The following is a 21,719-nucleotide window of genomic DNA, read 5'->3' as shown; positions in this document are numbered from 1 at the left end:
TCGTCAAGCTGAGCCTGCTTCAGCTTCTAACTTGTTTAATTCTGAAATAAATTCAGCCTGACGGTTTATTTTATTGACCTAATTTACTAATATAAAATTCATTATGAACAGAGTGAAGTAACCTATATATCCTTTACTACAAATGGAAAGATTACTTCTCTCCCTCGAAAAACCAACTAGCCTAAAGCTTGCTTCAGGTCTTGTATTAAATCTTCTTCATCTTCAATCCCTACACTTAACCTGATAAGAGAATCTACCACTCCTGTTTTTTCTCTTTCTTCTTTGGGTATAGATGCGTGAGTCATACTTGCAGGGTGCCCGGCTAAAGATTCCACACCTCCCAGTGATTCGGCCAGGGTAAATACCTTTAGTTTTTCTACGATTTTGGTAGCACTTTCCAGTGTATTTTCTTTTGTGGTAAAAGAGATCATTCCTCCAAAATCTTTCATTTGTTTTTTCGCGATCTCGTGGTTTGGATGATCTTCAAAACCCGGCCAGTATACTTTTCCCACGTTTGGGTGCGTTTTTAGAAATTTTGCGATTGCAGCTCCATTTTCGCAATGCCGTTGAATTCTAAGGTGCAGGGTTTTAATTCCTCGCAGCACTAAAAAACTATCCTGTGGTCCGCAAATAGCTCCACTGGCCTTTTGGATAAAGTAAATTCTATCCGCTAATTGTTTTTCGTTAACAACCAGACTCCCCATAACCACATCGCTATGACCACCTAAGTATTTTGTAGCGCTATGCATTACAATATCGGCACCAAGCTCCAAAGGCTGTTGTAAATAAGGCGTGGCAAAAGTATTATCTACCGCTAACAGTAAATTGTTAGCTTTCGCGATTTTAGCCACCGCTTTAATATCAATAATATTCATCATTGGGTTGGTAGGTGTCTCTATCCAAATTAATTTGGTATTTTCATTTAGATAGCCTTTAATATTTTCGGCTTGATTCATTTCAATAAAATGAAATTTAACACCAAAATCTTCAAAAATACCGGTAAACAAGCGGTAAGATCCACCGTAAAGATCTTTGGTTGTAATAATTTCATCCCCGGGCTTAAAAAGCTTTAAAACAGCGTCTATAGCAGCAAGACCAGAGCCAAATGCAAAACCAAAATTTCCGTTTTCAATACTGGCAATAGACTTTTCCAGGGCTGTTCTTGTAGGGTTTGCGCTTCGGGAGTATTCATAGCCTTTATGACCTCCTGGAGTACTTTGTGAATAAGTACTGGTTTGATAAATTGGTGGCATCACAGCACCGTATGCAGGATCTATATTTTCCTGCCCCCCGTGTATTGTTTTGGTATTAAATTTCATAATTTTCAGGTTTATAGCAAAAGTAACAGGCTCATTGTCTTTACGCAAAATAGGTTTATCTTTATTCACTTTATTTAACAGCTTTTTTTTATGTGCCGAAAATTTCTTTCCCTCCTTGTTATTTTTATCTTCCTAAGTGCCTGTCGCGATGAAAAATCTGATACGAGTGTAAATCAGGTAAAAGGTGATATGGAAGCCTTAAGCTTTTATGATGAAGGCCTATTACCTAAGGATTTTGAAGATTGTAAAAATGCCAAATGCCCAAAAATAAGGGTAAACTATTTAAAGTTTAGGGAAGATCGCGAAGCTGCCCTGGCAATGAATCGTTATAACGAAAAAAACCTTATTAAGATATTTGATAATGCTGAAGAAACTACGGAGAACAAAAGTGTTAAAGCAGCCGTAGAAGAATTTATTAAAGATTATCAGAATTTTAAAAAGGATTTTCCAAATTCTGCTATTGGTTACGAAGTTGAAATTTCTCAATCGGTTTTGAGCCAAACTAAAGATTTATTGGTTCTGGAAACAGATTTCTACATTTTTACCGGGGGTGCCCACGGTTATGGCGCTAAACGTTTTGCTAATTTTGATGTTGCCTCAGGCGAATTATTAGATCATGAAGATTTGTTTTCGAACCTGGATGCTTTCCGAAATTATGCTGAAAAAGAATTCAGGAAAAAATACAAAATTCCGGAAGGGGAAAACATTAATGCCAAAGGATTTTTCTTTGAAAATGATACATTTGCGCTTCCGGAAAATATAGCTGTCACCAAAAATAGGGTCATCCTGGTCTATAATCGCTACGAAGCCGCCAGTTATGCCGAAGGGGAATTAAAATTGTCTTTTCCGAAGAATAAAGTAAGCGAATGGCTTAACTACTAATTAAACTAGCTATGAAAAAAGTATATCACCTCTCCAGTTGCAACACCTGCCAAAAGATTATAAAGGAATTGGAATTGCCAAACTCTTTTGAGCTTCAGGACATCAAAGCAGAAGAAATTACCAAAGAACAGGTAGAAGAGATGCACGCGCTGGCCAAAAGTTATGAGGCATTATTTAGCCGTAGGGCACGCCTATATCGTGAAAGGGAACTCAATAAAAAAGAGCTCTCTGAACAGGATTATAAAGACCTTATTTTAGATCATTATACTTTTCTTAAAAGACCCGTGATTATTTATAATGACGAAATTTTTATAGGCAATTCTAAAAAAACCGTCGCGGCGGCTAAAGCTGCTATTCATGGATAAGAAACGCTTTCTGGCCATACTTGCGGCCATTGGCGCCGGCGCAATTTATGGCCTTAACCATACTATTGCCAAAGGTGTGATGCCTACCTATATTGAACCCTTTGGATTTATATTTTTAAGGGTTTTTGGGGCGGCAATCCTTTTTTGGAGCATTAGCTGGCTGGGACCTAAAGAAAAAATTGCTACTTCAGACTGGCCCAGGATTTTAGGTTGTGCCGTTTTTGGAATGGTCATTAACATGCTATTTTTCTTTAAAGGGCTAAGCTTATCTACTCCTATAAACAGTTCGGTAATTGTAACACTTTCCCCGGTTATGGTGCTTATCCTGGCATCTATTCTAATAAGGGAACGTATCACTTTATTAAAAACACTCGGAATTATTGTAGGCCTGGCCGGCGCATTGGTTTTGGTGCTTTTTAGCACCGATAGTACCGAAAATGCACCCAATATTCCCCTCGGAAATGTACTTTTTATAGTAAACGCATTTAGCTATGGGCTATATCTTATTTTGGTAAAACCACTTACTGCAAAATATCACGCGCTTACTTTAATGAAATGGTTATTTCTTATTGGGGTTGTTATCAATTTCCCCATCACCATTGGCGAATTTACCGAAGTAAACTGGAGCAGTTTACCGTTTGATGCTATTTGGAAAATGGCATTTGTGGTAGCCGGAACTACATTTTCTACCTATTTACTCAATATCTATGCTTTAAAACAACTTTCGGCATCTACCATAAGTGTTTTTATTTACCTACAACCGCTTATTGCGATTGTATATGCCATTTTAATTGGCGCCGATGAGCTTAACCTGGTAAAAGCAGTTGCGGCCATATTAGTTTTTATAGGAGTTTATATGGTAACCAAAAAGAAAACCGAAGTTCGGTCTTAATTTTAATCCTCTAGTTTTTTAGCCAATTTTTTTAAATAAGCCTTATTGGCCTTAATTACTGAAAGGGGTGCGGTAAAAGTACTTACCCTACCAATTGCAGGAAAACTAAGCTTGCCTTTCGCGATTGAATTTGCCAGAAGTATCTGCCCATAATTGTAAAAAAGAATGATTTTTTGCAGCAGATTGGTTCTTTGTTTTTGGAAACCCAGTTTTTCGGCAGTTCGGTCGTTAAGAATATAACTTGTACCCTCCAAGCTTATTTTTTCTGCTTCTTTTTCGCTGTATGAATCGCCAAGTTCTATTAAACCTAAAATATATTGATTAAGGATAAATCGTATACGTTGCTTTCCCTTCCAATTTCTATCAATCATATAATAGTAATCAAATAGGGTTCCGCCGTGTATTATAATTTTTTCATTTTTCTCTTTTTCAGCAATAAAAAGCGGAGTATAATAGATTAATTTACCTTGTTTTTTACCCTGGGGCGTATCTATAAATGGCGCGAGCAAAGTAAGTATAAGCGGGGCTATAAACAAGGGTAAATAATACCATTCAAAAAATATAGCTATTAGGCCGAATAGCAAAAAAATAAAAAAAGCAAGCCCGGAAAACTTAAGAATCTCCCGGGTTTGTTCTTTGTCTGATTTTATATAGAAATTATGCTTTTTGATAAGAAAATGTCATTAAGTGTAAAAAAGGGATTTTTAGAGTCCTATTTTCTCTGGCTCCACGTGTTGTGGACGTTTTCCAAATTTCCTGGTATCTTCTTTGGTTAAAATTTTAAAGTCATCGGTATGGCCCAAACTGTCCAGGTTATCACGCAGGGCTTTGGGGAGTTTTGTAAGCTTTCTTTCTTTTAAATCTATCCAGGCCCCCATCATCTCACAGCTTGCAAAATTTTGACCATTTTCATCATAAAAATTATGCAAAAATTCAAAATACATGCCATCCTCGGCAAGACCTTTTAATTGTAAAGTAACTTTAATAGGTTTCCCGGCAAACACTTCTTTAAAATAATAAATATGCTCATAAAATACCACCGGACCAATGTTTTCTCTAGCCAGGTCTTTCTGGCCAAAACCATTTTCCATTAAAAAAGCCATTCGGGTATGGCTCATAAAATTTACATAAGCCGTATTGGCCAAATGCCTATTGGCGTCTATATCGCTCCAGCGTATTTCAAATTCTTTTGTGTACATGTTCTCTTCTACTTTTTTCAATAAAACTAAGCATAATTAGAATGCATGCATAAGTATTTTAAAAATTTCTACTGTACAGTATACTACAGTTTAAAATGCAGGAGGTTTATTTCAACCTGATTTTCTCTAAATAAGCTTTGGAAAATCACATATAGATTATAGACTTATCAACAAGATTCTTCCCTTAGCATAATACTACTTAACTTTGCACGCTATGCCTATACTTAAAACTAAATATAAAGCGCCCGGGATTTTCAAAAACGCTCATATAGCCAGCATTTATGCCGCTACACTTAGAAAAGTAGCTTATAGTTTTCATACTGCAGACCGTATAGAATTAAGCGATGGAGATTTTTTAGATTTGGAGCGGGGTTTTTATTCTCCAAAAAATGACAAAATTATAATTCTACTTCATGGGCTTGCCGGAAATGCTAATAGACCCTACATGCTGGGAATGGCAAAACAGTTTCAGGACCAAGGTTGGGATGTGGCTTCTCTAAACTTTAGAAGTTGTAGCGGAGAAATGAACCGGCTATACCGAAGTTACCACGGAGGCGCTACCGAAGATCTACAAGCAGTAATAAAATTTATACAACAGGAAAACCAGTATAAAAAAATAGCCCTAATTGGTTTTAGCCTGGGTGGAAATTTACTGTTAAAATATCTGGGCGAACAGGCTCATATTCCTTCCGAAATCAAATCGGCGGTAGCCATTTCTACCCCTTGCGACCTTGCCGCTTCCCTTAAAGAGCTTAATAGAACCCGTAATTTTATATACTCAAAACGTTTTTTAAAAAACCTGAAAAAAGAGCTAGAACTAAGGCAAACCCATTTTCCCCAAAAGATTACTAAAGAAGAGATCACACAATGCAATTCGCTGCTGGCCATAGACGAAGTATACACAAGCAAGGCACACGGATTTAGAGATGCAGCAGATTATTATAAAAAATGCAGCTGTATAGGTTTTCTATCAAATATAACCACTCCCACGCTTCTGTTAAACGCAAAAAACGATTCTTTTCTTTCGGCTCATTCCTATCCTGAAGAAATAGCTAAAAAATCTAAATTTCTTTATTTAGAAACCCCAAAACACGGCGGGCACGTAGGCTATATTCAACATAATAAAGCCTATTATCACGAAGAAAGAGCCCTGGCCTTTATAGAAGAATTAAAACAAGCTTAAAAATAATAACCCAAAAAGTCCTTAGGCGTAGTTAAGCATATGGATTGCCCCACAATTTAATATTCATACAAAATACTTTCACCCGAGTTTTCAATATTTAATTGAACTTTGTTTCCATTAACTTTTAGGTTCGAAATATCAAAAGTAAGTTCTTTTGTGATGTAAGCTTCGCACAACTCTTCATTTTTTAACGACAATCTTACATTCCTTTGTGGTATCCCAGATTCCAAAATTTCTCCTGAATCAATTAGTTTTACTTCCCAGGTATCTCCATTACAACCTCCGGCACTAAAATTAACTTTTAGACAGTTATTGTTTATCTCTAAACTATTAATAGTTAAAAAATTAGAAGGCGCCTCTATATAATCTTCCGTGCTAATTATAGTTTTTAGATCACAGTTGTTTTGTTTTTCATTAGTGTCATCACTAGAGCAGCTAAACAAGGCAATTCCCAGTATTAGTAAAATGAGTATTTTATTCATACTACGTTATTTGTGTTTTTATTCGATGCAGATTTGACGGATTAGTTGCGCAGCTTTCCGCTAAAGTTTTAGAATCTACAAAATACCTTTTTGGCGGCTTTGCACTGCTATAGAATTGATTATCTTTGCACAAGCTTAAAAATCACTCATGATCCAGTCAATGACAGGTTTTGGGAAAAGCATAACGCAACTCCCAACCAAAAAGATAACCGTTGAAATCAAATCGCTAAACAGCAAAAACCTTGATGTAAACGCCCGAATTCCTTCGCAATATCGCGAAAAAGAACTTCAACTAAGAAATACAATTTCAAAATCGCTTAATCGCGGAAAAGTAGATTTCTCCCTCTATGTAGAGATTACAGGTGAAGAAACTACAGCCTCTGTAAACACCGGCGTAGTTAAAAATTATATACAGCAATTAAAGAATATTGTAGACGGCAACGAAACCGAATTGCTGAAAATGGCTGTTAGAATGCCTGATGCGGTTACCACCGAGCGTGAGGAGATTGATGAATCTGAATTTAAAGCCATTGAAGCCGCCGTAATTGAAGCTTTAGAGGAAATCAATACGTTTAGAAAAGACGAGGGAAAAGCTTTGGAAAAAGACCTAAAACTTAGGGTAAATAATATTGAGACCTTATTGCAGGAGGTTCTAAGGATTGATCCCGAGCGAATTGATGCCGTTAAAGAACGCCTGCGAAAAGGGATTGCCGATCTTAAGGAAAATGTAGATGAAAACCGTTTTGAACAGGAACTGGTTTACTATATTGAAAAATTTGACATTACCGAAGAAAAAGTAAGACTGGAAAACCACCTTGCTTATTTTAACGAAAGCATAAATTCACCCGATTCTAACGGCCGAAAACTTGGTTTTATTTCTCAGGAAATGGGGCGTGAGATCAACACCATTGGCAGCAAATCTAATTATGCCCCTATGCAGCAATTAGTGGTGCAAATGAAGGACGAGCTTGAAAAAATTAAAGAACAACTTTTAAACGTACTTTAAATGGGTAATGGTAAACTTATTGTATTTTCGGCCCCCTCTGGATCGGGAAAAACAACCATAGTTCAACATTTGTTGAAGCACAAAGAGCTAAATCTGGAATTTTCAACTTCTGCAACCTCGCGCGCTCCCAGGGGCGATGAAAAAGATGGACAGCATTATTATTTTCTATCTTTAGAAGACTTTAAAACAAAGATTAAAAACGACGAATTCCTGGAATGGGAAGAAGTATATCGGGATAATTTTTACGGAACTTTAAAAAGTGAAGTAGAGCGTATTTGGGCCGAGGGAAAAAACGTAATTTTTGATATAGACGTAGTTGGTGGATTGGATATAAAAAACATCTATCCAGATAAAACCCTGGCGGTTTTTGTGAAGCCCCCAAGTATTGAAGAATTAAAAATAAGGCTGAAAAAACGTAAAACTGAGACCGATGACAAGATTAATATGCGTGTAGCCAAGGCCTCCATCGAATTGGCCACGGCTCCGCAATTTGATTTTATTATTGAGAACCATCATTTGGATACTGCGCTAAAAGAAGCTTACGAGTTGGTGGCTAGTTATGTTGGTGCAAAAAAACCAGCTAAAAATGAATAGGAAAGTAGGTTTGTTTTTTGGGACGTTCAATCCAATTCATACCGGGCATCTTATTATCGCCAACCACATGGCAGAGTTTTCAGATTTAGACGAAGTTTGGTTAGTAGTTACACCTCATAATCCACATAAAAAGAAAAGTACGCTTTTAGCTAATCACCATCGTTTGGACATGGTTTATAAAGCCTGTGAAGGTTATGAACATTTAAAACCCTCTAATGTAGAGTTTAACTTGCCCCAACCAAATTACACCTGTATTACCCTGGCACACCTTCAGGAAAAATATCCTACCAATACCTTTTGCCCAATTATGGGGGAAGACAACCTAAAAACTTTTCACAAGTGGAAGAATTATGAGGTAATCTTAGAAAATCATGAAATCTATGTTTACCCCCGAATTTCTGGAGGAGAGGTTGAAAATGAGTTTAAAAACCATCCAAAAATTAAACGGGTAGACGCTCCCGTGGTTGAAATTTCTTCAACATTTATAAGAAGAGCGGTAAAAGAAGATAAATTTATAAAGCCCTTGTTAACCCAATCTGTTTGGGATTATATTAAACTTATGAATTTTTATAGGTAATTCTATTTTAACATAGATTTTTTACTAATTTCGCGCCACCCTACTCAAAAAATATTTTTTTAACAATTTAATTTTATCCATTATGATTAAAAAAACTACCAAACTTGGTATGGTTGCCGCGGTGGCTTCTATCTTATTAACTTCTTGCTATTCTTACACAAGTGTTGTAGGTGAAGGCGCTCAGGGAAATCAGGAAAAAACTGAATGGAACCATTACGTAGTGTACGGTTTGGCACCAGTAGGAGTTTCTGATTCTAAAGAAATGGCTGAAGGAGCAGAAAACTACAATGTGCACACCAGACAAACCTTCGTGAATGGTTTAGTATCAGCTCTTACCTTTGGTCTATATAGCCCAACTACTACTACTGTAACAAAATAAGAAATATAAAAACCCGGTGGGCACTTTATAGCCCACCGGATTTTAAATATCCTATTCAATTGAAAAATTTTTTTTTCTTCGTTTGTATTATAATCTCCCTGTTTTTAACCTGGAAGGTATTTAAAATTGCTTTGGTAGACCTCAATAACCTAACCGAATATGGTTGGGGATATTTTGTGGGAGAAATTATTCTTCTTTTAATTTTTATCTTTCTTTCCTGGAGATTATTCCCCAAATCTCAAAAAACCAATTAAAACTCAATCCAACAGCACTCAATAACAAAAGACTGTTTAAAATCTTATTTTGGCCGTTCTACTTAGCTGATTGAACCTACTTTTTTCATGGTGGAACTACAAGCTTTAGGACGTCGACTGCCCTCAATGTAACAACCTCAAAACTTTAAACAGTCTTTAATCTTTATTTCTTATTGTTGCTGTGGAATTCTTAAAACCTGGCCGGGATATATTTTATCCGGATCTTTAAGCATTGGTCTATTGGCTTCAAAAACCACCATATACTTATTGGCATCTTTATAGTATTCTTTAGCAATCTTACTTAAATTTTCACCACGTTCTACTGTGTGAAAACTAGCTTCGGGCGCTTCTATTTTCACGGCCAACCTATCATCTACCCTTGCAATCCCTTCAGAATTTCCTATTAAAAGAACAATTTTCTCACGAATTTCTTGAGAATCTGCCAACCCATATACAGTAGCCGTATTTCCTTCAATATTAATTACCGGATTCTCTACAGAAAGATCAAATTTTTCTATTATCTCCAGTAGTTTACTGGCAGCCTTTACATTCTCTTTTCGTAATATCTCATTCTTTGCTTCAGATACTTCTATATTCTCTTCTTCCTGCTCCTTCACCTTACCAAATATTTTCTCTCCGGCATCTTTTATAAATGAAAACACCCCCATAACACTGATAATTAATTTATTACACCGAAAAATACAAAAGAAATAGAATCCTACACTTGTTTTAATTCCTAAAACTTTGTTAGATTTTTGCCAGCCTACTGTAAGAAAACAAAAACCGCAAAGCAGAGTTAAATTTTGCATTTGCGGTTTTCAAACTAAATAACCAACCAAAAACTAAGAAAATCCTTTTATTAAAAGAAAGCTCTTTGTTAATAGACTAACGCACTAAATCTTTTAGAATTGTGAATTATAAAATTTATATATGTTAAACTTTTAGGACAATTTTTTAGCTAATAATTAATAAATAGCTTTATAAACCCTATGCTTTTAGATATACTTAGAAAATTGTTTATTTTTGGATTACAGAAAATCAATCTATGAACAAGTCCCCAAAGTTTGCCGTTATTGGCGGCGGTAGCTGGGCTACTGCAATTGTAAAAATGCTTAGTGAAAACGTAGATACCATATATTGGTATATGCGAAGCAATTATGCCATTGAACATATTAAAAAACAAGATCATAATCCAAACTATTTGAGCTCGGTTGAATTTGATATTAACCAGCTAGAACTTAGTAATGATATTAATAAAACAGTTGCCGCGGCAGATTTCCTTATTTTTGCTATCCCTTCAGCATTTGTAAAACGGGAATTAGATGCTTTAACCGTCTCTCTGGAAGATAAAATTATATTTTCGGCAATTAAGGGAATTGTACCCGAGAGTAGCCTTATTGTAGGTGAGCATTTTGAAGAATACCATCAGGTTCCCGCCGATAATATTGGGGTTATTACAGGCCCCTGTCACGCCGAGGAAGTAGCCCTGGAGAGACTTTCTTACATCACTATTGCCTGTACCGATGAAAAGAAAGCCAAATTACTTGCAGATAATTTAAGCAGTGAATACATAAAGTGTAAGCTAAGCGACGATGTTACGGGAACCGAATATGCAGCAATGCTGAAAAATATTTATGCAATTGCCGCCGGAATAGCTCACGGATTAGGTTATGGAGATAACTTCCAGAGTGTGTTGATGAGTAACGCGATAAAAGAAATGAAACGCTTTATCAAGAAAGTACACAATATGAAGCGTAACATTAACGATTCTGCATACCTTGGTGACCTTCTGGTAACGGGATACTCTGTATTTAGCCGAAACCGTATGTTTGGAAATATGATTGGTAAAGGCTACACCGTAAAGAGTGCCCAAATGGAAATGAGCATGATTGCAGAAGGTTATTACGCTACCGAGAGTGCTTATAAAATAAACAAAGATAAAGGGGCAAAAACACCTATAATTAATGCTGTGTACGGAATTCTTTACGAAGGTAAAAACCCTAAAAAAGTAATTAAAAAGCTAGCCGAAAAGCTTACATAAGCGGTTTATTCGGCTAGAATCCCTCTATTGGGAATAATAGGAATTTCACGTAATGCCTTTTCGTTTACGCTATTTTTTCTGAATATATATTTCTTTTCAAACATTTTACCACCAGCGAAAAAAGTTACCTGAAACTGGTTGTTCAATTTTAGAACTTCTTCTTGAAGGAATTCAATTTTTGCAAAAGATTTAGAAGGAAGCTTTTCCAACTTATGGCGTATAACAGAGGTCTGTTTTTTATCATCGTAACCTTTGCTTACAATTAGAGCCATTTCAATGGCCTCGTCTCTATTGTTTATAAGATAGGCATTCCACTCTTCTACTTTAAAAGATTCATTATAAACCTTTACAGCGGCTACGTACACCTCTTCTACTACAGGTATGTCAATATCTTTTTTCACTGGTATTCAACCTTATTTTTAGGCTTTTTTCAACAATTTTTGGGAAGAAAGCCTAACTGCTTATAAAATATTTCCTAATGTAATTTCAATTATTTCTACTGCTATTAAAATAATGACAACCGCAAGGGCAAGTACCCCTAAAATAATTAACCCAAGCTTTTTCATAGTTACAATTATTATAATCCCAGGCTATGGTTAAAGCAGCTAGAACGACGATTTAAATTGCTCTAAAAACCTAATATCGTTCTCATAAAACATTCTAATATCCCCAATTTGATACAGCAACATAGCTATACGCTCTATTCCCATACCAAAGGCAAAACCTGAATATTCCGTAGGGTCTATATTACAGTTTTTAAGCACATTTGGATCTACCATTCCACAACCCATAATCTCTAACCAACCTGTTCCTTTCGTAATTCGGTAATCGGTTTCAGTTTCAAGGCCCCAGTAAATATCAACCTCGGCACTTGGTTCGGTAAATGGGAAGTAAGAAGGTCTCAATCTAATTTTAGACTTTCCAAAAAGTTGCTTTGTAAAATAGAGCAAAGTTTGCTTTAGATCGGCAAAACTCACATTTTTATCAATATATAAACCCTCTACCTGGTGGAAAATACAATGTGAACGTGACGAGATGGCTTCGTTTCTAAAAACGCGTCCCGGAGAAATAGTTCTAATTGGCGGTTGATTGTTTTCCATATATCGCACCTGCACAGAAGAAGTATGGGTGCGCAGTAAAATATCGGGATCTGTTTGAATAAAGAACGTATCCTGCATATCACGTGCCGGATGGTACTCAGGAAGGTTAAGGGCTGTAAAGTTATGCCAGTCGTCTTCCATTTCCGGTCCTTCAGAAACATTAAAACCTATATTGGAAAAAATCTCAATAATTTGATTCTTAACAATAGAAATAGGATGCCTGGCTCCAATTTCGATAGGCTCGCCGGGCCTTGAAAGATCTCCGTAAATTCCTTTTTCTTCCTGCTTGCTTTCCAGGTTTTCTTTTAAGGCTGCAACTTTAGCTTCTGAAGCTTTTTTAAGGGCATTTATAGTTTGCCCAAACTCCTTTTTCTGTTCGTTTGGCACTTGCTTAAAAGACGCGAAGAAATCGTTTAAAATCCCCTTTTTACCGAGATATTTAATTCTGAATGCTTCTACTTCTTTGGCCGACTCGGTTTTAAAAGCTTCTACTTCAGCTATATGTTGCTTAATTTTATCTATCATGAGATCTTTTTCTTTTCAAAAGGGCAAATTTAGTAAAAATGTAGTTTTAGGCAGCACATAGCTACTTTAATCTATATATTGATTATTGATAAAATAATTTACAATGGCCTCTTTCATTAAAACCGATTGTTCTCCCGGTTTAAGACTGGGCAACTGTTCTAAAGTTTTATAATGCGGCCATCCATCTTCATCAAAATAATCAAACTCATAATAGCCATAAGGTTCTAACAAACGGCAAATGGCAATGTGCATTAGGTCTATTTTATGGTCTTTTTTAAACCTCCTATGCGGCTGCCCTAATTCCTGCACACCAATAACATAAATTATCGCATCCAAATCCATTAATTCCCCATCGGCAAACTGATAAGAAAGTTTCTTTTGCAAACCCTCCCATCTATCTTTCAAATTTTCGTCTCGTGTCATGCCACAAAGATAATATCTTCCTTTTTGAAATGAAGCCATACCAGGACTTAAAATATTTGGCCTTATTCTTAATACTATCTCTAGCCCTATTTGTCACTGCATGCCTAAAGACCACCACCGGTATTTTACTATATTTGAAAAATGAACACAATAGATATTGTCCTGGCCCTGATTCTACTTTACGGACTCGTTAGAGGTTTTTTTAGAGGGATTTTAGCTGAAATTGCCTCTCTTGTGGGTATAGTAGCCGGAATTTACGGGGCTATTCATTTCTCCTATATTTTAAGTGATTTCTTTGCTGAAAATATGAACTGGGATTCAGAATACATAAACCTAATTGCATTTGCCATCACCTTTATCCTTATTGTTTTCCTAATCTCACTAGCCGGTAGAATCTTAACTAAAGTAGCCGGTTTTGCGGCATTAGGCATTGTAAATAAATTACTGGGTGGCGCTTTCGGACTCCTAAAAATGACATTTATTGCCAGTGTAATAATTATGTTTTTTGCTGCTACGAACGAAGAGATTAATCTGGTTAGCAAAGAAAGCCTTGAAAAATCGAAGCTTTACAACCCGGTTAAAGTTATTGCTCCTATGCTGCTCCCTTCTATTCTTAGGGAAGCAAGAGACAGGAAGATACTAGACAAAGAAAGTGATCTTTTTGAAAACAAAAAAGAGGAGGCCTAGCCAGGAAAACCTCCTCTTACCACAAACAAAGTTGTTTCTAGCTCCCGGGATTATACCGGTACGTCCAACCCGAAATACCTCCTGAAACTATTGGGATTTGTAACTTCCCCTTTACCAGATACCAGTTTAATAGTAATATCTTTACGTTTGGCTTTTATTGCAAATTCATCTAAAATTTCAAGAACATCATAATCCAGCACCTTAGTTTGCCTAACATCAATTAAAACGCTTGCCCCTTTTGGTATTTCATTTAACTCCCTTAAAATGGCTCCTTTATTTAAAAAAGAAAGTTCTTCGGCAAGGGTAATTTTATAATTACCATCGTTAATATCGTACCCCTCTTTATGTAAAAAGTGGGAGTTCTTGTAACTATTAATTAAAATAACACCTATACCTACAGCAAGACCCAGCCCTATTCCCATAAGAAGGTCTAAAAACACCACTCCAAGAATTGTAATTATAAAAGGAAGGAACTGACCTTTCCCTAATTTAAACATCTGCTTAAATAAAGCCGGTTTAGCCAACTTGTAGCCTACCAGTAAAAGTACGGCGGCAAGAACGGCTAAAGGAATCATATTTAATACCGTTGGAATAGCAATAATAGAGAACAGAATTAGGAAACCGTGTAAAATGGCAGACATCTTTGTTCTTCCTCCAGACTGTGCATTTGTTGAGCTTCTTACAATTACCTGAGTAACCGGTAAACCTCCAATAAGTGCCGATACCATATTACCAGCACCCTGTGCATAAAGCTCACGGTTGGTATTTGTAGTCCTTTTTAGTGGATCTATTTTATCTATAGCTTCTACACTTAATAGAGTCTCTAAACTGGCAACTATTGCTATAGTTATTGCAACCACCCAAACTTCGGGGTTAGTAATTTCTGCAAAATTGGGTATAGAAAATTGTCCAAAAAAAGAAGCTGCACTATCGGGTACAGGTACAGAAACCAATTGAAAATCTTTAATTCCAAAAGTAGGCCCATCTACCACAAGATAATAAACCACCCCCATAGCAACAGCAACTAAGGGACCGGGGACAATACTAAAAATCTTGCTTTTTTTAGTAAGTACTTTTTCCCATAACAATAGAATCCCCAGGGCAACGAAACTAATTAGTAAAGTACCATAATGAAGGTTATCTGCAATATTCGCCAGGGCAGCACCAATACCGCCGTCTATAGAAAAAATCTCCAAATCGGCCGAAAAGCCAAGCACATTTGGAATCTGGGAAATAGCAATGGTAATACCAATACCGGCAAGCATCCCTTTAATTACCGAAGAGGGGAAATAATATCCAATTATTCCCGCTTTTAAAGCTCCCATAATAATTTGAAGAAGTCCGGCTATTACAACAGCCACTAAAAATATTTCATAGCTACCAAGAGATTGAATAGCTCCCAGTACAATTACAGCCAGGCCGGCAGCGGGACCACTTACCCCAAGTTGAGAGTTAGAAATACTTCCCACCACAATACCACCAACCATACCGGCAATTAAACCTGCAAATAATGGGGCTCCACTGGCAAGGGCAATTCCTAAACACAAGGGAATGGCCACAAAAAACACTACAATACTCGCCGGAAAATCTTTATTTAGATGTTTAAACATAAAACGCTTTTTTATTTTGAAGATCAAAACATTTCAGGAACACACCCTTAATATTAAGTTTGGGCATCCCTGAATTGACCTATTAGTCTAATTTTAAAAAAATAATTGATTAGAATTTTATCCTGCATGTACAATTAAATCACAGCAGGCTCTTTGCAAAAATTGCATAAGCTTTATAAAAATTCAGAAAAGGTTTAAATTAGATTAGGCCTGTTTGGGCGGCGGGCAAATAACATCCAAAAAAACGCTGGGATAGCTATGTGAATAATAATCTTTTATAAATGTATTCCTCTGTAGGTATTGTATGCTGGCATAATTAGAATTATGCTTTTCCAGATTGAATTCAAGATTGATTTGATTTTTAGAAGAACTCTCTTCTTCATTTACATTAAAGGCAAACGATATGTCTACAGAATTATCAATATAGGCCACAATGGTTGGAGTAGCAATAAATGCCATAAAAATAAAACTTAGAATGTAGGCCCACATTTTCATAGCGGCAAAAATAATGAGAAATGTTTTTAACTAAAAAGAAAAAGTCATACTTTAATGTTAAACTAATATTGATACAATTTATAGTTGCTTCAAATAATCGCCTTCTATCCAGCCCTGGGTGCCGTTAGAAAGCTCTATTTTAAACCACCCCTGATAATCTTCCAGCACCTTGGTCTTGGTTCCGGCATGAAGACTAAATGCCGCATCGCCCCTTTGTGAAGGTTCGTTTCTTACCGGGGCTTCGTCAGCAAAAATAATCGCAAATTGATTATTAAACTGAATTTCCTGTTGCTGAAATGCGAAAAAAACCGACATACCCCCTAATACGAAAACAAACATCGCCAGGCCAAAGAAAATGCGTTTCTGCAAAGATGTCCTGCTAAAGTAATAGAGTAGAAACAACACCACAAAAATCGCCGATAAAGCAATAGCTATAAAGGCCCAGGTATTGTATGAGAAAGTAGAGATAAAGCTATTAATAGTCTTTTGAAAACCGGTTTCCTCTATTACCGGAATATCATCAATAGTCATGCTTCGTGCAAACTCTATATTGTTTTGTACATCTTCATCAGTAGGGTCTAACTGGAGCGCTTTCTCAAAATAATAAATGCTGGGCGCTACATTATTTAGCTTATAGTATGCATTTCCCAAATTATAATAAACCGCTACCGAAGTCTCTCCGTTTTCAAGGATCTTTTCGTATTTGCTTACCGCAGTTTCAAAATCGTTATTGGCATAGGCTTCATTGGCCTCTTCAAAAAGCGCTGTATTTTGGGCCTGCGCCAAAGAAGATAAAAATAGGAGCAATATCAATACCTGTTTTTTCATACTACAAATCTTTATCAAGTTTTGAAATTACCCTCACCGCTTTATCATAATCTTCGTGCTGCGCTGTATTAGAGGCAGGTGTATAACGGGCAAACTCGCAACTTTTTAATACCGCTATAAATTCTGTTGAAGTTTCACTGGCTACATTTTTTTCATTCAAAATCTCTAAAATCCTTTCTTTGCTCATTTCAGAGGTTTGTATATGTAACTTCGCCTTTAAATAATTATGCATAGCTCGCTCTAAAGCCTCATAGAAACTTTGTTGATCACCAAGGTTCTTCTTTGCTTCCGAAAGATATTTTCGAGCCAGTTTATCGGCTTTCTTCCTTTTGCTTCCGGTAACATCGGCTGCTTTGGCCTCTCTTCTTTTTCCGAATAAAACAACTAGCGGAATTGCAGCAAAAGGCAGAACTAAAGACCCCCAAAAGGTCCAGGACCTAAAAAATGCCTGCTGCTCTAAAGGTTTTAAATTAGTAGCTGTTTTTATAAACCTAAATTGCTCTGAAGGAAGGTTTAAAGCTTGCTTATTGTTTCCAGCAATAGTATTCCCCCCCGCCAACGCTGGGCCTTCTTCTACGTCTATTATAATTTCCTGGGAAGACAGGCTCTTATAGGTTTCGGTTTGTGGGTCAAAATAAGAGAAATTAAGGGGTTTTATAGGATATTGCCCTTTTCTTGTTGGCACAATGGTGTAGTTGTCTATTATACTTCCCTGTTTCCCATTAAGCGTAGTGGTTACGTTTTCTATTCTTTCGGGACTATACATTTCTAATGAAGAAGGTACTTCCAGCGCCGGTAATTCAAATAAATTTAAATTTCCATTTCCTCTAATTTCCACTTTGGCCTCTAAAGATTCTGAAGCTTTTAGTTGGTCTTTATTCGTACTTACATTCAGGCTGAATTTTCCAACCGCACCGTTAAATCCGGCGGGTTTGTTCCCCGGTAAGGCTTTTACATCTATGGTTCTGGTGCCGGCTGCCACCGTTTTATTGATGGTTTTATAAATCCTACTTCCAAAAATATCACGCCTGTCACTGGGCACATCTACCGAAACCGACAAGGTAAGTGGCTCTAGCTCCAATTTTCCGGTTTTTTGCGGATAAAGCACTGCTTTTTTAAGGACTACATAACGATAAGGCTCTCCCTGATATTCTCCATTTTCGGGCCTTAATTCCCTTATTTCGATATTCTGACTCCAAAAATCTTTAAACTTAGGACTATCTACCTCTCTAAAATTACTAACGCTAATTCGCGGACTCACATAGAGTTTATAAATTACCGTAATCCCTTCATTTAAATAGGGTGTTGCATCAGAAACTTCTGCCACCAAATGTAAATTATCTGAAGCTATTAATTCTGAATTATCCCCATCCATAGGCTTATCTACCGCTGCGGTTACCTGGATATCTATAGGTGTTGTTTTATAAACCTTGCCATCTACGGTAATTTCGGCCTGGGCAATGGTTTTATTACCCCTTGAGTTAGGTTGTAAGTAATAGGAATAAGTTTTGGAATAAGTGCGGTTTCCATTAATCCAACGGTTACTCACCGCCTGGTTTGGCCCACCAACCACGGTAAATCCATCAAAAGAAGGTGGACGAAAGTTATCACCATCCTGGTTCATCTCAAAATCTATCCTAAGACGTTCGTTTACCCCTAGTTTATTCTTGCTCACTTTAGCCTCGAATTTCACCTGGGCCTGCAAACCAAGGCCGGTAAAAAATATAACACTGAGTATTAAAAATTTCAACTTCATCTGTAAAATCCCTTTCTTTAAGATAAGTATGATTTTGGCAAGAAATATATCAAAAATTTTACCAATCTTTTTCAGATTTCACTTTGGCACCTTTTTGTTTTTCTGCATTTATTTTATCCTGTACTTTTCTTTCTTCATTGTTCATTGCCTGTAGCAAACGCTGTATTTGCTCTGGAGACAACTGTCCTTGCGCCGGCTGAGGTTGGGCTTGTTGAGGTTGTTTATCTTCTTCCTCCTGGTCTCCCTGCCCGTCGTCTGGCTGTTCTTTTTCGTCCTGGTCGCCTTCCTGCTCTTCCTGATCTTTATCTTGTTGATCCTTATCTCCTTCGTTCTCTCCTTCTCCCTGATTCTCCTGATCTTGATTCTCCTGGTTTTCTTTATTTTCCTGATCCTGGTTTTGATCTTGATTCTCCTCGTCCTGGTTCTCCTGATCCTGATTTTCGTTATCGCCTCCGTCCTGGTTTTGATCTTGTTGCTGCTGTTCCAGCATCTTTTTAGCTAAGGCCAGATTATACCGGGTTTCATCATCGGTAGGCTTATTTCTTAAAGCATCCTTGTAAGCCTCAACAGCTTCCTGATACTTTTTCTGCTTCATAAAAGCATTTCCAAGGTTATGGTTTGCTTTGTGTTTTGCTTCTTTTGTATCGGCAACCTCGGCAGCCTGCTTAAATCGTTGTGCTGCCTGCGGTGAATTTTCGCGGGTATAATACATATTTCCCATATTATATCTGGCAGTACTGTTTTCAGGATCTTTTGCGATGGCTTTCCTGTAAGCAGCTTCTGCTTCGGGAAAATTGTTTTCACCAAGGGCTTCATCGGCCTCCTTCATAAATTTTAATGCCTCTTTCCGGGCTTGCTCTCTATCTTTATCGCTTTGTTGTTGGGCAACAACCTGAAATGAAAACAAAAAGCCAAAAATTAAAAATATACTAGTTCTCAGATACCCTATGGGGTGTACTGAGAAAAGGGACAATTTGAGTTTAGGGGAAAACCCCAAAACCTTCAAGCCGCTATTATCGAGTAATATGTGTCTTAAAGAACCTTTCATTAGCTCACTCCCCCGTTTTTCTTTTTTCGTTGAATAAATTAAGTTTTCTTATCCAGCCGGTTTTACCTTCCAGCATAAATATATCTAACAACAGCAATAAAATTGCCAAACCAACAAACCACTGAAACTGCGATTTATAATCGGCAAATTGCTTGGCCTCAAATTCTGTTTTTTCAATGCCAAGTAACTCTTCCTGCACTTTCTCGGTAACTTCTGCAGTGACACTCCCATCGATATATTGACCATTGGCCTCTTTTGCAATCTCTTGAAGAACACCAGGATCTAACCTGGTTATTACCGTTTCTCCCTGGTTGTCTTTTTTATAATTTTGAACTACACCATTTCTTTTTATAGGGATAGGCCCGCCTTTGGTTGTACCTACTCCAATGGTATAAATTCTAATCCCGGCCTCTGAAGCCTGCCTGGCCATATCTTCAATATTTCCTCCATGATCTTCCCCATCACTAAGAATAAACATAACCCGGTTGGTTTGTTGATTATCATCAAAAAAACCAATGGCAAGGTCTATAGCATCTCCAATCGCCGTACCCTGGGAAGAAATCATATCGGTATTTAGGCTCTCCAGGAACATTTCGGCAGCACCATAATCTGTGGTGATTGGCAGTTGCGGAAAAGCACTACCGGCATAAGCAATAATCCCCACACGGTCACTTCCTAAATCGCCAATAATTTGCCGAACTAATTGCTTCGATTTTTCTAAGCGGTTTGGAGCAATATCTTCTGCCTCCATACTTTTAGAAACATCTACCGCAAAAACAATATCCACGCCTTCACGCTTTACGGTTTCTAATTGCGAACCTATTTTAGGGTTTACAAGTCCCATTACAAGGGCGCCCAATGCCAATAAAACCAGCAATAACTTTAGCAAAGGTTTAAAAGAAGACCTGTTAGGCGATAAATAGCTTAAAAGTTCTGGCCTGGCAAATTTAGAACGGGCGCGTTTTTGCCATATCCTAAAAATAAGGTACAACAGAAGGACCGCCGGTATAAGCAGTAAAAACCATAAATATATTTTCTCTTCTAAGATCATTAAACTTCCATTCAAGTTTTAAATAAAACCTCTAAATACGGTGTATCGCAAGATTATTTCAAAAAGCAGTAAGCCCAATGCCAACAAAGCATAAGGCCTAAACTTTTCGGTATAATTATAATACCTGAATTCTTCAATTTCAGATTTCTCCAGGCTATCTATCTCTTCATAAATCTCTTCCAGTTTTTCATTATTGGTAGCCCTAAAATATTCGCCTCCGGTATCTGCGGCAATTTGTTGTAATAAAGCTTCGTCAATTTCTACCTTTTGAATCCCGTATTGAAATCTTCCGTTAGGTAAAGTTCCAACCGGTGTCAATGCATTGCCGTTACTTCCCACTCCTATAGTATAAGTTTTAATCCCAAATTCTACTGCGAGTTCACTGGCTATTTTAGGGTCTATAAACCCTGAATTGTTTACCCCATCGGTCAATAGAATAATTACCTTACTTTTGGCGTCACTATCTTTTAACCGATTTACGGCAGTTGCCAAACCAGAACCTATTGCCGTACCATTTTGTAAAACATTGCTATACTCAATTTCCTCTATAGCCCTTAAAGCAATACTCTTATCGCTGGTAATTGGTGTTTTAGTAAAACTCTCACCGGCAAAAAGCACTAGACCAATCCTATCATTTGGGCGGTTTTCAATAAATTCGGCCCCAACTTCTTTTACAGACTCAAGTCGGTTAGGCTCAAAATCACGCGCCAGCATACTTGCTGAAACATCTATGGCCATCACAATATCTATTCCTCGAATATTGCTACTTTGCGTGGTAACATCTACGGTTCTTGGCCTTGCCATAGCAGTAATTAAGAGCGCCAAAGCCAGTAAGCGCAATACAAAAAGCACAGGTTTTAGTTTTGAAAGCAGGGATTGCTTTACTTTAAAACCTTTAACGCTAGACATTTTAAGTTCTGGAGTTTGCTTTTTACGCTTCCAGAAATACCAGGCTATTGCCGGCAAAAGCAGCAATAACAACCAGAAAAATTCTGGATTTTCGAATGTATAATTAGCAAACAT

The 21,719-nt window shown here is 37.1% G+C and carries 26 protein-coding genes; 11 read left to right on the top strand and 15 right to left on the bottom strand.

Going from position 1 to position 21,719, the window contains the following annotated elements:
- Positions 1 to 176: 176 nt before the first annotated feature.
- Positions 177 to 1,319, bottom strand: a complete 1,143-nt coding sequence (locus I6U50_RS10480; protein ID WP_198638796.1) for a cystathionine gamma-synthase — start codon at positions 1,317 to 1,319, stop codon at positions 177 to 179.
- A 90-nt stretch (positions 1,320 to 1,409) separates the two neighbouring features.
- Here I6U50_RS10480 and I6U50_RS10475 point away from each other — a divergent pair, with 90 nt between their 5' ends.
- The 3 genes from I6U50_RS10475 to I6U50_RS10465 are packed head-to-tail and all read left to right on the top strand — an operon-like array spanning position 1,410 to position 3,458.
- On the top strand, positions 1,410 to 2,201 hold the full coding sequence (locus tag I6U50_RS10475; protein ID WP_198638783.1) for a DUF3298 and DUF4163 domain-containing protein: 792 nt from the start codon (positions 1,410 to 1,412) through the stop codon (positions 2,199 to 2,201).
- Positions 2,202 to 2,212: 11 nt separating this feature from the next.
- Positions 2,213 to 2,566, top strand: a complete 354-nt coding sequence (locus tag I6U50_RS10470) for an arsenate reductase family protein (protein ID WP_198628782.1) — start codon at positions 2,213 to 2,215, stop codon at positions 2,564 to 2,566.
- Positions 2,559 to 3,458 carry a DMT family transporter gene (locus I6U50_RS10465; protein ID WP_198638782.1) on the top strand — a complete coding sequence of 300 codons (900 nt, stop codon included), beginning with the start codon at positions 2,559 to 2,561 and terminating at the stop codon, positions 3,456 to 3,458. The genes I6U50_RS10470 and I6U50_RS10465 overlap by 8 nt, the downstream gene beginning before the upstream one ends.
- A gap of 2 nt (positions 3,459 to 3,460) precedes the next feature.
- Here the strand turns inward: I6U50_RS10465 and I6U50_RS10460 are convergent, their stop codons facing one another.
- Together I6U50_RS10460 and I6U50_RS10455 are read right to left on the bottom strand one after the other, a co-directional pair.
- Positions 3,461 to 3,967 carry a hypothetical protein gene (locus I6U50_RS10460; protein WP_198638781.1) on the bottom strand — a complete coding sequence of 169 codons (507 nt, stop codon included), beginning with the start codon at positions 3,965 to 3,967 and terminating at the stop codon, positions 3,461 to 3,463.
- Between the two features lie 195 nt (positions 3,968 to 4,162).
- Positions 4,163 to 4,657: an acyl-CoA thioesterase gene (locus I6U50_RS10455; protein ID WP_198638795.1), complete on the bottom strand. Its 495-nt coding sequence runs from the start codon at positions 4,655 to 4,657 to the stop codon at positions 4,163 to 4,165.
- 214 nt (positions 4,658 to 4,871) lie between these two features.
- Here I6U50_RS10455 and I6U50_RS10450 point away from each other — a divergent pair, with 214 nt between their 5' ends.
- Entirely contained in the window at positions 4,872 to 5,840 is a 969-nt protein-coding gene (locus I6U50_RS10450) for a YheT family hydrolase (RefSeq protein ID WP_198628788.1), read from the top strand.
- 56 nt (positions 5,841 to 5,896) lie between these two features.
- Here I6U50_RS10450 and I6U50_RS10445 read toward each other — a convergent pair whose 3' ends face one another.
- Positions 5,897 to 6,322, bottom strand: a complete 426-nt coding sequence (locus I6U50_RS10445; protein ID WP_198638780.1) for a hypothetical protein — start codon at positions 6,320 to 6,322, stop codon at positions 5,897 to 5,899.
- Positions 6,323 to 6,470: 148 nt separating this feature from the next.
- Between I6U50_RS10445 and I6U50_RS10440 the strand changes: the two genes are divergently transcribed.
- From I6U50_RS10440 to I6U50_RS10420, 5 genes are all read left to right on the top strand, one after another.
- Positions 6,471 to 7,328, top strand: coding sequence for a YicC/YloC family endoribonuclease (locus tag I6U50_RS10440; RefSeq protein WP_198628791.1), 858 nt, complete (start codon positions 6,471 to 6,473; stop codon positions 7,326 to 7,328).
- Positions 7,329 to 7,922, top strand: a complete 594-nt coding sequence (gene gmk / locus I6U50_RS10435; protein ID WP_198628794.1) for a guanylate kinase — start codon at positions 7,329 to 7,331, stop codon at positions 7,920 to 7,922.
- Positions 7,915 to 8,499 (top strand): nicotinate (nicotinamide) nucleotide adenylyltransferase, encoded by a 585-nt coding sequence (gene nadD, locus I6U50_RS10430; RefSeq protein WP_193711960.1) that lies wholly within the window; start codon positions 7,915 to 7,917, stop codon positions 8,497 to 8,499. The genes gmk and nadD overlap by 8 nt, the downstream gene beginning before the upstream one ends.
- A gap of 82 nt (positions 8,500 to 8,581) precedes the next feature.
- Positions 8,582 to 8,878 carry a Bor family protein gene (locus tag I6U50_RS10425; RefSeq protein ID WP_193711959.1) on the top strand — a complete coding sequence of 99 codons (297 nt, stop codon included), beginning with the start codon at positions 8,582 to 8,584 and terminating at the stop codon, positions 8,876 to 8,878.
- 59 nt (positions 8,879 to 8,937) lie between these two features.
- The gene (locus I6U50_RS10420) at positions 8,938 to 9,132 is read left to right on the top strand and encodes a hypothetical protein (protein ID WP_193711958.1); all 195 of its coding nucleotides are present in this window, start codon (positions 8,938 to 8,940) and stop codon (positions 9,130 to 9,132) included.
- A gap of 170 nt (positions 9,133 to 9,302) precedes the next feature.
- On the opposite strand, the gene lysM is transcribed toward I6U50_RS10420, so the two are convergent.
- Positions 9,303 to 9,941 (bottom strand): peptidoglycan-binding protein LysM, encoded by a 639-nt coding sequence (gene lysM, locus I6U50_RS10415; protein ID WP_317192024.1) that lies wholly within the window; start codon positions 9,939 to 9,941, stop codon positions 9,303 to 9,305.
- A gap of 236 nt (positions 9,942 to 10,177) precedes the next feature.
- Here lysM and I6U50_RS10410 point away from each other — a divergent pair, with 236 nt between their 5' ends.
- On the top strand, positions 10,178 to 11,173 hold the full coding sequence (locus tag I6U50_RS10410) for an NAD(P)H-dependent glycerol-3-phosphate dehydrogenase (RefSeq protein ID WP_198638778.1): 996 nt from the start codon (positions 10,178 to 10,180) through the stop codon (positions 11,171 to 11,173).
- 5 nt (positions 11,174 to 11,178) lie between these two features.
- On the opposite strand, the gene I6U50_RS10405 is transcribed toward I6U50_RS10410, so the two are convergent.
- The 3 genes from I6U50_RS10405 to I6U50_RS10395 all read right to left on the bottom strand — a co-directional run bounded on the left by I6U50_RS10405 (position 11,179) and on the right by I6U50_RS10395 (position 13,221).
- Positions 11,179 to 11,574, bottom strand: coding sequence for a hypothetical protein (locus I6U50_RS10405; RefSeq protein WP_193711955.1), 396 nt, complete (start codon positions 11,572 to 11,574; stop codon positions 11,179 to 11,181).
- Between the two features lie 204 nt (positions 11,575 to 11,778).
- Positions 11,779 to 12,798 carry a phenylalanine--tRNA ligase subunit alpha gene (pheS, locus tag I6U50_RS10400; protein ID WP_193711954.1) on the bottom strand — a complete coding sequence of 340 codons (1,020 nt, stop codon included), beginning with the start codon at positions 12,796 to 12,798 and terminating at the stop codon, positions 11,779 to 11,781.
- Positions 12,799 to 12,864: 66 nt separating this feature from the next.
- On the bottom strand, positions 12,865 to 13,221 hold the full coding sequence (locus I6U50_RS10395) for a hypothetical protein (RefSeq protein WP_193711980.1): 357 nt from the start codon (positions 13,219 to 13,221) through the stop codon (positions 12,865 to 12,867).
- Positions 13,222 to 13,362: 141 nt separating this feature from the next.
- On the opposite strand from I6U50_RS10395, the gene I6U50_RS10390 reads away from it, so the two are divergent.
- On the top strand, positions 13,363 to 13,908 hold the full coding sequence (locus I6U50_RS10390; protein WP_198638777.1) for a CvpA family protein: 546 nt from the start codon (positions 13,363 to 13,365) through the stop codon (positions 13,906 to 13,908).
- Positions 13,909 to 13,958: 50 nt separating this feature from the next.
- Here I6U50_RS10390 and I6U50_RS10385 read toward each other — a convergent pair whose 3' ends face one another.
- From I6U50_RS10385 to I6U50_RS10355, 7 genes are all read right to left on the bottom strand, one after another.
- On the bottom strand, positions 13,959 to 15,518 hold the full coding sequence (locus tag I6U50_RS10385; RefSeq protein ID WP_198628806.1) for a SulP family inorganic anion transporter: 1,560 nt from the start codon (positions 15,516 to 15,518) through the stop codon (positions 13,959 to 13,961).
- Positions 15,519 to 15,722: 204 nt separating this feature from the next.
- Positions 15,723 to 15,977 carry a hypothetical protein gene (locus I6U50_RS10380; RefSeq protein ID WP_198638776.1) on the bottom strand — a complete coding sequence of 85 codons (255 nt, stop codon included), beginning with the start codon at positions 15,975 to 15,977 and terminating at the stop codon, positions 15,723 to 15,725.
- A gap of 114 nt (positions 15,978 to 16,091) precedes the next feature.
- The gene (locus I6U50_RS10375; protein ID WP_198638775.1) at positions 16,092 to 16,841 is read right to left on the bottom strand and encodes an SH3 domain-containing protein; all 750 of its coding nucleotides are present in this window, start codon (positions 16,839 to 16,841) and stop codon (positions 16,092 to 16,094) included.
- Position 16,842: 1 nt separating this feature from the next.
- Positions 16,843 to 18,597 carry a BatD family protein gene (locus I6U50_RS10370; protein ID WP_198638774.1) on the bottom strand — a complete coding sequence of 585 codons (1,755 nt, stop codon included), beginning with the start codon at positions 18,595 to 18,597 and terminating at the stop codon, positions 16,843 to 16,845.
- Between the two features lie 58 nt (positions 18,598 to 18,655).
- Positions 18,656 to 19,504, bottom strand: coding sequence for a tetratricopeptide repeat protein (locus tag I6U50_RS10365; RefSeq protein WP_232805923.1), 849 nt, complete (start codon positions 19,502 to 19,504; stop codon positions 18,656 to 18,658).
- Positions 19,505 to 19,649: 145 nt separating this feature from the next.
- Positions 19,650 to 20,696 carry a VWA domain-containing protein gene (locus tag I6U50_RS10360; protein ID WP_198628815.1) on the bottom strand — a complete coding sequence of 349 codons (1,047 nt, stop codon included), beginning with the start codon at positions 20,694 to 20,696 and terminating at the stop codon, positions 19,650 to 19,652.
- 18 nt (positions 20,697 to 20,714) lie between these two features.
- Positions 20,715 to 21,719: a vWA domain-containing protein gene (locus tag I6U50_RS10355; protein ID WP_198638772.1), complete on the bottom strand. Its 1,005-nt coding sequence runs from the start codon at positions 21,717 to 21,719 to the stop codon at positions 20,715 to 20,717.

The sequence above is a fragment of the Salegentibacter maritimus genome (assembly GCF_016236975.1).
GTDB lineage: Bacteria > Bacteroidota > Bacteroidia > Flavobacteriales > Flavobacteriaceae > Salegentibacter > Salegentibacter maritimus.
This window is presented reverse-complemented; position numbering and strand designations above follow the sequence as displayed.